The sequence below is a fragment of the Sorangiineae bacterium MSr12523 genome, from assembly GCA_037157775.1.
Classification (GTDB): Bacteria; Myxococcota_A; Polyangia; order Polyangiales; family Polyangiaceae; genus Pendulispora; species Pendulispora brunnea.
This window is the reverse complement of sequence record CP089982.1, coordinates 3,394,158-3,409,648: the sequence shown is the minus strand read 5'-3', so window position 1 is coordinate 3,409,648 and position 15,491 is coordinate 3,394,158. Positions and strand designations below refer to the sequence as shown.

Below are 15,491 nucleotides of genomic sequence, written 5' to 3'. Positions count from 1 at the left end.
CGGCGATGCGTCCCCTGCGCCTATTCGCCCTTCCGCTGCTGCTGGGTCTCCTCGATTGCGGCTCGCCGGCGTTGCCCACCGATGGTAGCGCGACCGACTCGCACGAGGAGGCGTCGGAGCTCGCAATAACGGGGGATGCCTTCGATGTGCGGCCCGCGCGGCGCGCCCTGCGGCGGCTCGTCTCCGAGCATGCGCACCAAGTTCACTTGCGGGCGTTGCCGCGCGATGGTGCCGGCGACCATGTGCGTGTGTCCGGACGAGCGGGGCATATCGTCATCGAGGGAACATCGCCGGCGGTATTGCTCACGGGATTTCATGCCTACCTGACCGAGGTGGTCGGAGCCCATGTCTCCTGGGTCGGGGAGCGACTCGACCTACCGCGCGTGCTGCCGGCGCCCCCGAGCGAGATCGTGCGCAAAGCCAATGTCGCGCACCGGTTCGCCCTGAACGATACCCACGATGGGTACACCGATCCTTATGCGGATTGGTCACGCTGGGAGCACACCCTCGACGTCCTCGCGCTTCATGGGGTCAACGAGGTCATCGTCTATCCGGGCGCGGCGGCGTTGTATTATGCGACGTTTTTGCAATTTGGATATTCGGACGAAGAATTACGCAATTGGATTCCTCTGCCAGCACATCGACCGTGGTGGCTGCTCCAGAACATGTGCTGCTTCGCCGGTCCCATTTCCCGACAGCTCATCGTGCGAGACGGCGAGCTAGGGCGAAAGATTGCCCATCGCCTGCGCGAGCTGGGCATGGCGCCCGTGCTACCCGGCTATTTCGGTACGGTGCCGCCGTCGTTCGTGGACAAGAATCCCGGCGCGAGGGTCATTCCGCAAGGAAACTGGATCGGCTTTCCGCGTCCCGATTGGCTCGACCCGCGCAATGCGCACTTCGACAAGGTCGCAGAAGCATTTTATCGCACGCAGCGCGCGCTTTTCGGCGATAGCGACATGTTCAAAATGGATCTTTTGCACGAAGGTGGCAATCCCGGCGACGTTCCCGTGCCCGAGGCGGCGCGCTTGGTCGAGGTCGCGCTGCGCAAGGCCCACCCGAATGCCATTTGGTCCATCCTCGGCTGGCAAAAGAATCCGAAGGTGGAACTCATCGACGCGCTCGACAAGAGCAAATTGCTCATCGTGGACGGCCTGTCGGACCGTTACGCGGGGCTCGATCGCGAGACGACCTGGCATGGTGCACCCTACGCGTTCGGGTCGATTCCCAACTTCGGCGGGCATACGACCCTCGGGGCCAATCTCGCGACGTGGAATCAGCGTTATTGGCAATGGAAGGCCAAGCCCCATCACGCGCTCGTGGGAACGGCGTACATGCCCGAGGCCGGGGACAACAATCCCCTCGCCTTCGACTTCTTCACCGAGCTCGCCTGGCAAGAGGGGCCCGTGGACACGGCCGCGTGGTTCGCGCGATGGGCGCACCTGCGCTACGGCGGTGCGGATCCGCACGCGGTGGCGGCGTGGGAGGCGCTACGGACGTCGGCCTTCGCCATGTCGGGCGAAGATCGCTGGAGCGAGCCGCACGACGGCCTTTTCGCGGCGCGGCCCGATCTGCGGGTGCGCTCGGCCGATCGCTATTCGCCCAAGGAGCTGCGCTACGATCCGGCCGCGGTCGAAACGGCGTTGAAGGAGATGCTCCTCGTGGCCCCCGAATGGCGCGACACCGATACGTATGCGCACGACCTCGTCGATATCGCACGGCAGGCACTGTCCAATCGAAGCCGCACGCTGCTGCCGAAAATCGATGCGGCGTACCGCGCGAAGGATGCCGTGGCGTTCGCGAAGCTCACGGCGGCATGGCTTCGCGCGATGGACCGGCTCGAAGCGGTCACGCGGACCGATCGCCGATTCCTGCTCGGCCCCCTCGTCGCCCATGCCACGGACGCGGCGTTGGGAGATGCGGAGCGCGAGCAGCTCGAATACGATCTTCGTAGTTTGTATACCGTATGGGGCACGCGGACGGCCTCCGAGGCGGGCTTGCACGATTATGCCAACCGCGAGCTATCCGGCTTGATCGCGGGGCTGTATCAGCCGCGGTGGCGCCGTTACTTCGAAGAGCTGTCCAGTGCGCTCGCCGAGAACCGCGCCCCCCGCGCGATCGACTGGTATGCCATGGAGGAGTCGTGGGCGCGCACGCACCAGGATCTGCCCACGACGCCGAGTGGCTCGCCCTTCGAGGCCGCGCAGGCGGCCTTGGAGGCGCTCATGCAGGAGTGATGGCTCGCTCGGGGTTGGCCAACCATTCTTCGACGAGCCGTGCGGCGGTGTCGGCTTGCTCGGTGAGGATCGTGAAGTGCGTGCCCGGTAGGTCGACGACGGAGTTGGCTCCGGCCCAGTGAGGCTGCCAACATCCGCTGCCGGGCACGATTTCCCCTTCCATCCCCGGCACCGGCTCGGTGACGCGGAGGAACAGCGTCGGGCAGGCAAGGCGCGCGGGCTCCCAGTCTTGAAACAGGCTCGTGTACCACGGCATGGCGGTGAACTCGTGCTCCGTTCGCGGGATGCCCGGGAGTTCGCTCAGCCACGCGCGCCGGAACGCCGCCCCAATGCCCTCGGTGATGTCGCGCATTCGGTAGGTATCGAGCAAGAAGACCGCCGCCGGAAGAATGCCGATGCGCTCGAGATGCTCGGCGGTTGCATGGGCAATCCAGCCTCCCGATGAACAGCCCACGAGAAGGAACGGAGCGCCGTTCGCGCATTGCACGACGTTTTCGGCGTGCATGCGAACGATGCTGGCGCGATCCTCGGGCAAATGTTCGCCGCGCGCGAAGCCTGGATTCGGGAGAGCCCAGACGTCGCGCTGACCGGCAAATGCGTTCGCGAATCGCGCGTATTGAATCGAGCCCGTGGGCGGTGTCGTGGTGGGAAAGCACATCACGCTCGGCCCGGATTGACCCGCGGCGAGCTTGACGGCCTGGGTCCGGGAGGCTGGCTGTTGGGATTTCCGTTCACGAACGCGGCGAATGCGCGACGAGACGCCCACCAGCTCGAAGGCCAAATCGAACTCGCCAATCGCGCCCAATCGCTCCACGTTCGGAACGAGGGCATCTTCGTTATTCGTTGCTTGGGCAACTTGTTGTTTCGGCGTTGGAATATCGAAATTCATTTCTCGGATTGCGCGATCGGCAATCTGTTCCGGCGTGGGGCATTCGAAAAGCAATGTCGCCGGGAGCGACAAGCCCAATCGGGCGCCGAGCTGACGTCGAATTTCGAGCGCCATGACGGAATTCAAGCCCAACTCGAGCAGCGGGCGATGAGGAGCGATGTCCGCGCCCGAGCGGAGCCCGAGGCCTTTGGCGGCCTCCTCGCGCACCAGGTCCAACACGGCCGCGCGGCGCTCGGTTTCGGAGAGAAGATTCAGACGCGCGCGCGCGTCGGGTTGCACCGACGGGGCTCGGGTCGGTGAACTCGGGCGGAGCAATCGTGCGAGAAGCGGCGGGATGCCTCCATGCGAGCGCTCGAAGGCCGCACGCATCGGGCCGAATTCCAGGGCGGCGGTGACCGCGACGGTGTCTCCAGCATGGAGAGCGCTTTCGAGCAGCTGCATCCCGGCAGGCGCCGAAAGTGCGCCCAAGCCCGCGCGTGCCATGCGCGCGAGCTCGGCATCACCGAGGCCCGCCGTCAGGTTGCTTCGTTCGCCCCAGTACCCCCAGGCGAGCGAGGTGGCCGGCAAGCCGAGAGCCCTCCGGTGCTGCGCCAGCGCATCGAGGAAGGTATTCGCCGCGCCGTACGTGGCCTGACCCGATCCACCGAGGACGCCGACCAGGGACGAGAAGAGCACGAATGCGTCGAGCTGCAGGCCTTCGGTGGCGCGATGCAGGTTCCACGCTCCCGCGACTTTGGGTGCCATGACCGCGACGAAGCGCTCGGGGCTCTGGTTGAGGAGCACACCGTCATCGAGCGCGCCGGCGCAATGAACGACGCCTCGCAGCGGAGCCTGAGAGGTCGCGGTGCGAACGAGCGCGTGAACGGCATCCGCGTTCGAGACGTCGCATGCCACGATGGTGACCTGCGCACCCAGGGCGGTGAGCTCCGCCTCGAAGGCGCCGGCACCTTCGGTGTCGCGGCCACGGCGCGAGGTGAGGACGAGGTGCGACGCGCCCCGCTCGACGAGCCAGCGTGCCGTGTGCCGCCCCAGCACACCGAGACCTCCCGTGACGAGGAAGGTCCCCTCGAACCGAAGCGGGGACTCGGGGCTCGGCGACGCGGCTTTCGCACGGAGCAACCTGGGGACGCGCAGGTGCGGGCCGCGAACCGCGACTTCGGGCTCCTCCTCGAGAGAGAGGGCGCGAATCAGCGCCTCGGCGGTCAGATCGTCGGGCCCGACATCGACGAGACGCAGGTCGACGTCCGGGTACTCGTGGCGTGCGCTGCGCAGAAGGCCCCAGAGCGGCGCTTGCTCCAGCGCCGGCACGGCTTCGTCGGGCATGGTGGCAACGGCACCGCGGGTGATCCAGACGAGGCGCGGCGCACGCTCCGCGTTCGAGAGCAGTGTTTGCAGCGCCGCGAGCGCACGCGCGGCTTCGGCGAACGTGCGATCGACCAGGGACTCTCCCGGCTCGGTCGCATCGGGAGGAAGGCATAAATAGCCATCGACGTCCGCGGGGCTTGCGTGCGGCATCCGCTGAATGCGAAGGCCGGCGGCCTCGAGGGCACGCGCGAGAGCTTCGTCGCGCGGGCCGCCATCGCCCACGAGTGCCCAGCGGCCGGAAAGGCGGCTTCGGGAGCGCGCCGGCGATTCCTGCCAGACGATGTGGTAGCGATCGCGATCGGCTCGCGGTTGCCACGCCGAGTCGGGGGCGCGTTTCAGATGCAGCCCGCGCACCTCTCCAACGGGGCGGCCTTGCTCGTCGTAGAGCATCGCATCGAGACGCCGCAACGTATCCCCGTCGTGCGTATGCTCGACCCGTGCCCAGACCGACTGCGCGCCCTTTTGCCATAGCCGCAGTTCGGTGAGGGAAAACGGCAGAAAGATACCTCGGGCGTCGTCCTGCCAAAGGGCCGCGGCATGGAGCACACCATCGAGCAAGGCAGGATGGATCCCATAGGCCACGGCCTCTTCGCGCGAGGCCTCGTCGAGTGCTGCCCGCACCCAGCGCACGCGGGAGGATGGAGAGCTCTCGCGCCAGGATTCTCGCAAGGTTCGAAAACGAGGACCGTAGTCCACGCCGTGGGCCTTCAAGGCATCGTAACAACCTTCGATGTCCTCGCGGTCGCTCGACTGGGGAGGCAACGAGGGCACGGCAGAAGGCGTCTCGTGTTCCCCATCGGCGCGCTTCAAATGCGCTTCGGCGTGCAACGTCCACGTCGGCGCCTCGGCGTCCGAGGCCGGCGGCGCGCTGTAGATCCGCACCTCGGCCGGGTCGCCCGCCTCGGAAGGGGCGACAATCACTTGCAGTCGCACGTCGCCGTGCTCGGGCACGAGCAGCGGCGTGTGCACCGAGGCATCCGTGAGCACGAATGTATCCACACGACCGATGGCCGCCGCCGCAGCGCGTGCCCACTCGAAGAAAGCGACACCGGGCACCAACGTGCTCCCGCGAACGGCGTGATCGCCCACCCAGGCCGGTGAATGCTGCGAGATGGACGTCTCGAAGATCCACGAGCCCGTATCGGCGCTCACGCGCGGTTGCCCCAGCAACGGGTGGTCCTTCGGCGATGAACCGAGCCAGTAGTGCTCTCCCTGGAAGGGGTACACGGGCAGCTCGACCCGCCGAGCCTGCGGAAGGACCTTCGTCCAATCGAGCCCGAAGCCTTGCGTGTAAAGCTCGGCGACCGAAAGAGACAATCGACGAAGATCGCCTTCGTCACGCCGCAGCGAGCCCACGACCGCGCCGTGGATCGACCGCGACTCGAGTGTCTCGCGCAGGGCCATCGCCAGCACGGGATGCGGGCTCACCTCGACGAAGAACCGGTGCTCGACCGCGAGCTGCCCGACCGCGTCGCCGAAGCGAACCGCTTGCCGCAGGTTCTCGTACCAATACGCCGCATCGAGCTCCGCACCTTCGAGCTTGGCCACCCTCACCGTGGAGAAAAATGGAATGTCCGCGGAGCGCGCCTGGATCCCGGCGAGCGACGACAGGATCTCCTCGCGAAGCGCCTCCACGTGCGCGCCATGCGAGGCGTAGTCGACGCGCACTTTGCGGGCGAAGATCCGCGCGGACTCGAGCTCGCGCAGCAGTTCGTCGATGGCAACGGGATCGCCCGACACCACGGCACTGCGCGGACCGTTGACGGCGGCAATGGATAGCGCGTTACCCCAGCGCGCGAGGCGCGCCTCGAGATCGGACGCGGGCAACTCCACGGCCGCCATGGCGCCTTTGCCTTCGAGGCGAGCGAGTGCACGGCTTCGCAGCGCCACCACCTTGGCGGCATCTTCGAGGGAGAGAGCTCCGGCCACGTACGCAGCTGCGATTTCACCTTGGCTGTGCCCCACCACGGCATCCGGCGTGATGCCCATCGCGCGCCAGACCGCCGCCAGTGAAACCATGACGGCGAAGAGCACGGGCTGGATCACACTGGTGCGATCTTCGTCGTAGCCATTCTCGAGCAGCGCGCGCAGTGACCAATCGACGTGCGGCGACAGGGCACGCTCGCACGCGTCGATGTGTGCGCGAAAGACGTCGGACTCCTCGAGCAGCGCCCGCCCCATCTGTGCCCATTGCGAGCCCTGGCCCGGGAAGACGAAAACGAGCTTGCCGCCGACGTCCGCGGCACCGGACACCGAATCGACGGAGGACGCGTCTCCCCGCTCGAGCGCCTCGAGGGCTCGGAAGAGCCCTGCGCGATCGCGGGCCACCACCGCACCCCGCTTCGCGAAGTGCGTGCGCGTGGTCGCAAGCGAGTAGGCCACGTCGGCGAGGGCGAGCTCGGGATGGGCCTCGAGGTGCGCGCGCAGCTGCCCTGCCCGCGCAGCGAGCGCCCGCTCGGTGCGTCCCGCGAGGACGAACGGCAGCCACGATCCATCGGCCGATGCCGCGTATTCGCGGACGGGTGGCCGCTCCAAGATGACGTGGGCATTGGTGCCGCTGGCCCCGAATGCGCTCACGCCGGCAAAGCGTGCCTCGGGCCATGGGCGATGGGTGCGTGCAAGCTCCAGAGAGAGCGCGTCCCAGGCGATGTCCGGGTGCAGCTCCGCAGCGTGCAAGCTCTTCGGAATGGCACGATGTCCGAGCGCGAGCGCGGCCTTGAGCACCGCCGCAATGCCCGCAGCGGCCTGCGTATGACCGAGGTTCGATTTGACCGAACCGATGGCGAGTGGCGCGGCGCGGCCTTGGCCGTAGACGGCTCCGAGGGCGCGAGCTTCGATCGGATCTCCGAGCCGGGTGCCGGTACCGTGCGCCTCCACGTAGCCGACGTCATGGGGCTCGACGCCGGCCATGTCGAGGGCGCGTCGCAAGACGGCTTCTTGGGCGCGCCCGTTCGGTGCGGTGAGCCCGGCGCTGCGACCATCCTGGTTGACGGCCGATCCGCGCACCACTGCGACGATGGCATCGCCGGCGTCCATGGCGTCGGAGAGCCGCTTGACCACGAGCACGCCGGCGCCCTCGCTCCAGCCGACGCCGTCGCCTGCGGCGGAGAAGCTCTTGCAACGCCCGTCGGGTGCAAGGCCACGCAGGCGTGAGAATTCCACGTAGACCCCGGGGGTCAACACCAAGGTCACGCCGCCCACGAGGGCCATGTCGCACTCCCCCGAGCGCAAGCTCTGACATGCGACATGCAATGCGACGAGCGACGACGAGCACGCGGTATCGATCGTCATGCTCGGGCCGTGCGTGCCGAGTACGTACGACAGACGACCCGATGCGACACTGCCCGTGTTGCCCGTTCCGATGTAGCCATCGAGCTCTTCGAGGCCCATCTGCGCCGGCAGGTAATCGTGCGAAGACATCAGACCCACGAAGACGCCGGTCTGCGTACCGCGCAGTTGCTCGGGCACGATGCCCGCGCGCTCGAGGGCCTCCCAGGCCGTTTCGAGCAAGAGCCGGTGCCGCGGGTCCATCGCCTCCGCTTCGCGCGGGGAGATGCCGAAAAACTCGGCATCGAAGTGCCCCACGTCGTCGAGAAAGCCACCGCGACGCGCAACCATTTTGCCGGCGGCATCCGGATCGGCGTCGTAGAGCGCGTCGGCGTCCCAGCGATCGAGTGGAACCTCACGGGTGGCGTCGGTCCCCGTGGCGAGCAGCTGCCAAAGAGCCTCGGGATCGCGAACGCCTCCGGGAAAGCGGCACCCCACGCCCACGATCGCCATGGGCTCGTTCGCGATGGGTGCGCGGGGCGCTTCACGTTGCGCGATGGTCTCCGGCGCCGTTTCTCGCACCCTTCGACTCAGCTCGGCGACGGACGGATGGTAGAAAAGGTCGACGACGTCGAGCGTGAGCCCCAGCTCCGCGACGAGAAGCGCGTGGATTTGAACCAACGCCAGCGAGTCGGCGCCGAGCTCGAAGAACGGACGCTGTCGATCGATGCGTTCCCGCCCGAGCCGCTTCTCCACCACGGCCGCGATGCGATCCTCGATGGATCCCTGCGATGCCGCGGGCGCTTGCGGCGCGAGATCGTGCTCCGCTGCACGCGTGGGATCGGGCAGCGCGCTGCGATCCACCTTGCCGTTGGAGGTGATGGGAAGCGCACCCAGCACGGTGACGTGCGTCGGCACCATGTACGTGGGCAAACGCGCACCGAGCCAGCGGCGCAGATCGCCCGCGGTCAGTCGCAGTTCACTCCCCACGTCGTCGCGGAGCTGCGCCTCGGCGACGGCGCCGGCCAGGAAGGCATGGACGATGGCACAATCCGCACGCTCGGCAGCAAGGGCGTCGGGTGCGATCCAGCCAATCGGGCACAGGCCGACGCCATGCGCGGTGGCCGCCTCCATCCAGCGATGCCCCAAACGACCCGCGCGATGCATCTCCGCGGAATTCCGTTTCCCGACGAGCAGCAGCGCAGCCGGCGCACCCGCGGCGACGACCTCGTTGCTGGGGAACTGTCCATCGGCGATGCCGCCATCGGAGATCGGCGTCCAGCCCGTCTCCGTGTGGCGGTAGACCCCTGGCGATAGATCGGCGAGCGCGTGGCGCACCACGAGCCACGGCTCCAGCGAAATTTCCTCGGCGGCAGGCGATGCGTGCAGGCTCAGTGCCCAGAACGCGTCGTGCCCGACCTCACGGGCCACGGACTCGGCGGCGTTGCTGCGGGTAGCTTCGAACGCGAGCCCGAGCTCCGCGGCCCGGTCGATCAAGAGCTCGGCCAGGTAGCCAGCATCGAGGTGGCACAGAGGCTCGGCCAGATCGCCGTAGATCGGCTGGACGCGTGCCACGTCGGCGACGAGGTGCAGGCCCAGCGCGGTGACCGGAGCATCGCCCAGCCGCACCAGGCGATGGGCCTCCCGATCGTAGCCGTAGCGGCCGGGGTGCAGATCGGCGATGCCCTCCGGCACATCGACGAGGACGTGCACGGCGTACAGGCTTCCCGCCGACGCGTAGCGGTATTTCGGCAAGGGCTGCCGCGGCGCAGGCACGGGGCGAAGCACCTCGAGCCACGCCCCAAGGATGCCCGCCGAGGGCGTGCGGCCCGGCGATGCGACCGCCCGCGGCGGGGTCGCCACCACGCGCGCGAGCGCCGCAGCGGTGAGCCCTTGGCCATCGAACACGCGGTAGCTCTTACGCAACCACGCCGACGGCCGATCACCACGCGCGGCGAGGTCGATCGATACAGCGCCCGAGGGCCGCCAGCCCGGTCCCAGTTTGAGGGCCGCACGGTGGGCGCGCGCATCCTCTTTGCGATCCGGCACGGCGGTCGCGGGAACGAGGTAGGCGGCGAGCTGCTTGGGCCCCCTCGCCTGCCCCACCGTGCTCACCACCGCGCGCCCCACGAGCGGGTGCTGCTCGAGGTGCCACTCGATCTCGCCGAGCTCGATGCGATGACCGCCCACCTTGACTTGATGATCCTCGCGACCGAGAAATTCGATGTCCCCGTTCGACTGAAAGCGCCCGAGATCGCCGGTTCGATACAGCCGCTCCCCACTGTGAGGGTGCACGATGAAGCGCTCGCGGGTTCGTTCCGCGTCACCGAAATACTCGCGCGCGAGCCCGATGCCGCCGATGTACAACTCCCCCGCCACGCCGTCGGGACAGGGCCGCAGCCGAGTGTCCAGCACGTGGAACGACTGGTTGCGCATCGGGCGGCCGTAAGGAATGGACGTCCACCGCGGATCGACTTGGTCGATCGGATGCAGGATGGACCAGATCGACGCTTCGGTCGCCCCGCCCAAGCTCACGATGCGCCACGCAGGAACGAGCGCACGCGCGCGATCCGGCAAGGTGACGGGGATCCAGTCGCCCGAAAGCAGCGCCAAGCGCAGGGAACTGGGCAAAACATCGGGACGGCCGCCCGCATAGTCGACGAGCATCTGCAGCAGCGCGGGAACCGAGTTCCAGATGGTGATCCCCTCGTTGCGCAGCCACTCGGCCACGCGTGCGGGATTGCGCACGGCGCCTGGCTCCGGAAGAACCAACGTACCGCCAGCACCGAGCACGCCGAAGACGTCCCAAACCGACAAATCGAACGACAACGAGGAAATGCCGAGCACCCGATCGTCGGGCCCGATTGCAAAACGCTCCTCGAGATCGAGCAAGGTGTTGACGGCGGCCCCGTGCTCGATGGCCACGCCCTTTGGCTGCCCGGTCGAGCCCGAGGTAAAGATGACGTAGGCCAGATCGGTCAAGGCCTGCACCGGCTCGAGCGGACCTTCGTCGCCCTCCTCGAGCGATGCGCCCAGGACGTCCGCCTCCGTCAGCACGTGCTGCACGTGGCAGTGCGCGAGCAGCGCTTGCCGGCGCATCTCGGGGAGCTCGGGATCGATGGGCACGTACGCCCCGCCGGCCATGAGCACGGCCAGGACGCCCACGATCTGCGGCCAGCCCTTGGGCATCGAGACGGCGACCAACTCGCCCGGCGCGATGCCGTCCGCACGCAAGCGCCGCGCAATCCGGCGCGCCTCGCGAACGAGCTCACCGTAGCGAAGCCGCCGCCGAGCATCCACCACCGCGATGGCATCGGGCGTGCGCGAGGCCTGGAGTTCGACGCGCTCGTGCAGAAGCTGCGTGGGAAGCGGCCCCGCCGTGGCATTGACCGCCGCACGGCGCGCGAGGTGCTCGGGCGGCGTCAGGATCGCATCGGGCTTTGCCCACTCCTCGTCCGAGGCGGCGAGCCGGACGAGAAGCCTGGCGTACGCCTCGAACATGGCCTCGATCATCCCGGCAGGGAACAACCCCTCGACGACGTCCCACGAATAGGCGAGCCGGCCGGCAATCTCGACAACCTGGTGATCGAGCCACACTTGCGGCGTCTGCGAAATTCCGTACGGCGTTCCGAGGAGGCGCGCGCCTCCCGGGGGAATGTCCGCCGTCAGATCGCCCACGCCGATGGAGCTGGTGAACACCACGGGAAAGCTCGCAAACCCGCCGCGAGCACGGGCAATCTCCCGCGTCACATCGAGGCCACCGACGAGATGGTGATCGAGATCCTCGCCCAGTTGCCGCTGGTAGCGCTGCGCGCGCGCTTCGAAACTCGGAGCGTCCGCCGGATCGATTTCGACCAGAATGACGGAGGTGAAGTCCCCGACGAGGCGATCGACGTCGGGATGGACCGGAAGGCGATTGAACAGGGTCAGATTGAGCGTGAAGTGCGGACGGCGGCTCCACGTTCCGAGCACCTCGGCGAAGGCCGCCATGAGCACGCCCGACGGTGTGAGCCCGCGCGCTTGCGCCCGCGCCTTGAGCGCGCCCCACGTCCCGTCATCGAGCTCCGCCGCGTAGTGCTGGAAGCGAGGAACGCCGATGCTCTCGGGCGTGACCGCGAGCGGCAATTCGGGGCCGGGCGGCAACTTTTCGGCGCGCGTGCGCCAGTACGCGAGATCGCGCTCGAGCGCCGGGGTGCCTGCGAGGCTTTCTTGCCATCGCGCGTAATCGCGAAAGCGCAGTTCGAGGGCCGGCAGCTGGGTATCGAGATCCGCATAGTACCGTGCGAGCTCGCGCACGATGATCATGAAGCTCTTCACGTCGGCGATCAAAAGATCGACGCCCACGTGCAAGCGGACCACGCCTTCCGGCAATCGGGTTGCCTGCACCTCGAAGAGCGGCCACGTGTCCGTCGGCAGAACGCGATGCGACATCGCGGCCCGCACCTCGATCGCGCGGGCTTCGGCCTCCGCCGGGGCGAGCTCGCGAACGTCGAGCACCTCGATGGCCATCGGCGGCACGTCGGTCAGGACTTGCTGCAGGCCGTCGCGATGAACGATCGCGCGCAGCATATCGTGGCGCGCGATCAAGCGATCCATCGCGGACTCGAGTCGCCCCAGGTCCAGACCGGTGAAATCGAGCTCGATGTAAAAATGGGTGGCGACGCCGCCCAGCGCGAAAAGCGAGCCACGACCGAGCCAATAGGCACGCTGAATCGGGGTGAGGGCGAAGGGCTCGTGGCGCGCGCCCGGCTCCAGCACCAAGGTGGGCAGCTGCGTGGCCTCGCCATGGTCGCCGGGCACCGATTCGCCGAGCAACTCGGCCAGCGCACGCACGCTGGTCTGCGCAAAAAAGGTCCCGACGGGGATGCGTGTGCCGGTCAGCTTGCCAAGGCGGGTGCGCAACTCCACGGCCATCAGGGAGTCGAGCCCGAGTTCTCGAAGAGGGCGATGGGGCTCGAGGACATCGGAAGAGAGGCCCAGCACGGCGGCGACCTCGGTACGGACGAGGTCGAGCAGCGTGCGCTCTCGATCTTCGGGGGGCAGTAAGAGGAGGCGCTGTTCGAGCGAGGCCCCACTCTGCGCGTTGCTTGCGAGGGCGCGCGGCGCTTGGGCACGGACGAGTCCTTGGAGCAAAGGGGGAATCGTCTCGGCCTGCGCCTGAAGGGCAGCCGCATCGAAGCCTGCCGCGACCAGGGTGTCATTGCGTTGCAGGGCCGCATCGAAGAGGGCGAGCCCCTCCTCGTTGGACAGGGGGCGTACGCCGCCACGGGCCATGCGCCGCAGGTCGGCCGCGGTCAAGTGGGCCGTCATGCTCGACTTCTCTGCCCAGTACCCCCAGTCGAGCGCGAGCGCGCTCAGACCTCGCGAGCGGCGATGGTGCGCGATCGCATCGAGGAAGGCATTGGCCGCCGCGTAGTTGGCTTGGCCCGGGCTACCGAGGACGCCGGTGAGCGAGGAGAAGAGCACGAAGGCCGAGAGGTCGAGATTCTGCGACAGCTCGTGCAAATGGACGGCGGCGTCGACCTTGGTGCGCAATACGGCCTGCAGGCGCGCCGGGGTGAGCGAGCCAAGCAAGCCATCATCGAGCGTGCCCGCCGCGTGGAGGACGGCTGTCAGCGGATGCTCGGGCGCGACGGAGGCCAACAGGGCTTCGACTGCGTTCCGGTCGGCGGCGTCGCAGGCGGCGAGTGTGACGCGTGCGCCGGAGGCCTCGAGCTCCTGTTTCAGGGCTTCGGCTGCGGGCGCCGCGGCCCCTTGTCGTGAGGAGAGAAGGAGGTGCCTGACGCCGTGCTTCTGCACCAGATGTCGCGCGACCAGGGCGCCGAGCATGCCCGTGCCGCCCGTGATGAGCACCGTGCCTTCCGGGCGCAACGCCAGCGGAGGTAGCTGCGCGGGGGACGCCACGTACGCGAGCTTCGGGGCGCGGATCCGTCCGTCGCGCAGAGCGAGCTGGGACTCGGCGGAGGCGAGCGCGCGGGGCAGAGCGCGTTGGGAGGCCTCGGTGTCGTCGAGGTCGATGATCCGAAGGGTGCGGTCGGGATGCTCCAACTGGGCCGAGCGCACCAGGCCCCAGAGCGGAGCGTGGGCAAGATCGGTTACGTCTTCCTCGACCCGGGTAGCGATCGCCCGCTGGGTGAGGACAACGAGCGTGCAGGAAGCGAGGCGCTCGTCGGCGAGCCAGCGTTGCAATAGCGAAAGCGCGCCTTGGGTGGCTCGATGCGCAGCCGAGATGAGGTCGGCCGCCTCGACCGTCGCGCCCGTCGCCGGACAGTGAAGCAATGCTAATTCGGGCACCGGCGCACCCTGGTCGAGGTTCGCGAGCAGAGCCGAGAGATCGTCGTGATGCTCGATCCGGAGGGCAGGCGCCTGGAACGCGGCGGCGAGCGGCAGATCGGTCGAGGGCAGCTCGGTCCAGTCGACGCGCAGCAGGGGGTCCTGAGAGGGCGCGAGGGCGCGGGGCACGTCGATCCAGTACCGTTCACGCTGAAAGGCGTAGGTCGGGAGGGCGACACGCTGGGCCGAGTCCGGAGCGAAGACGGCGCTCCAGTCGACCGGATGCCCGAGGACGTGAAGCTCGCCAAGCGATGCCAGAATGCGCCCAAGATCCCCGTCGTCGCGGCGGAGCGTGCCGACGGCCGCCGCCGAGACGTTCGCGCTTTCGAATGCGTCCTGCAACGCCGGCGTGAGCACCGGGTGCGGGCTGACTTCCACGAAGAGGCGGTATCCATCGCCGAGAAGGCTCGCCGTAGCATCTCCGAAGCGAACCGTTCGACGGAGGTTGCGAACCCAGTACGCGGCATCGAGCTCGCCTTCGTCGAGCCGCTTTCCGGTCACGGTCGAGTAAAGCGGCAGCGATGGGGTGCGGGGTGCGAGCCCCGAAAGCGCCTGCAAGAGCGCGCCCTCGAGGGGTGCAATCTGCGCACTGTGCGAGGCGTAGTCCACCCGCACCTTTCGCGCGAAGGTACCGGCAGCCTCCAACTCGGCCAGCAAGGCGTCGACCGCCTCGGGCTCGCCGGAGACGACCGCCGTGTGCGGGCTGTTGATCGCCGCGATGGAAAGCCGTTCGCCGAAGCGAGCCAGGTGCGGCCCGAGAGCATCCGCCCCGAGGTCCACGGCGGCCATGGCCCCTTGGCCCGCGAGCTGGATCAGAGCGCGGCTGCGCAACGTGACCACCTTGGCCGCGTCCTCGAGCGAGAGCGCGCCGGCCACGTACGCGGCGGCAATCTCTCCTTGGCTATGACCGATCACCGCGTCCGGTTCGATGCCCATCGAACGCCACACCGCGGCCAACGAGACCATCACGGCGAAGAGCACCGGCTGCACGACGTCGACGCGATCCAGCGAAGCATCTCCGCCCTCGCCACGAAGCACGGCGCGTAGGGACCAATCGACGTAGGGCGCAAAGGCGCGTTCGCAAGCCTCGAGCTGATCGCGAAACACCGGCGACGTTTCCCAAAGAGGAAGCGCCATGCCGATCCATTGCGAGCCTTGCCCCGGAAAGACGAAGGCCACCTTGCCGCGCACCGTATCGACGGAAGCGAGCACCGCCCGGGACGAACTCCGCCCTTCGGCAAGTGCGCCCAGGCCATCCATCAACGCCGCGCGCTCGGAAGCCACCACGACCGCCCGCCGCTCGAAATGCGTCCGCGCCGTCGCGAGCGAAAAGGCCACGTCCGCGAGCCGCAGGTCTGGAGACGATGCGATGTACGCCCGCAATCGCTCGAGCTGAGCGCGCA

At 68.1% G+C, this 15,491-nt stretch carries 2 protein-coding genes (1 of these 2 only partly in view); one reads left to right on the top strand and one right to left on the bottom strand.

Translation table 11 applies throughout. The annotated features are described in order from the left end of the window. Positions 1-5 precede the first annotated feature (5 nt). A complete protein-coding gene (locus LZC95_13740) occupies positions 6-2,234 on the top strand; it encodes an alpha-N-acetylglucosaminidase (protein WXA97891.1) in 2,229 nt (742 codons plus the stop codon). On the opposite strand, the gene LZC95_13735 is transcribed toward LZC95_13740, so the two are convergent. Further along, positions 2,221-15,491: the 3' portion of an amino acid adenylation domain-containing protein gene (locus LZC95_13735; GenBank protein ID WXA97890.1), read on the bottom strand. 5,827 nt of this gene lie beyond the right edge of the window; only the last 13,271 of its 19,098 coding nucleotides appear in the window; the start codon falls outside the window, past its right edge — the gene reads right to left on this strand; it ends in the stop codon at positions 2,221-2,223. The two genes, LZC95_13740 and LZC95_13735, sit on opposite strands and share 14 nt — an antisense overlap.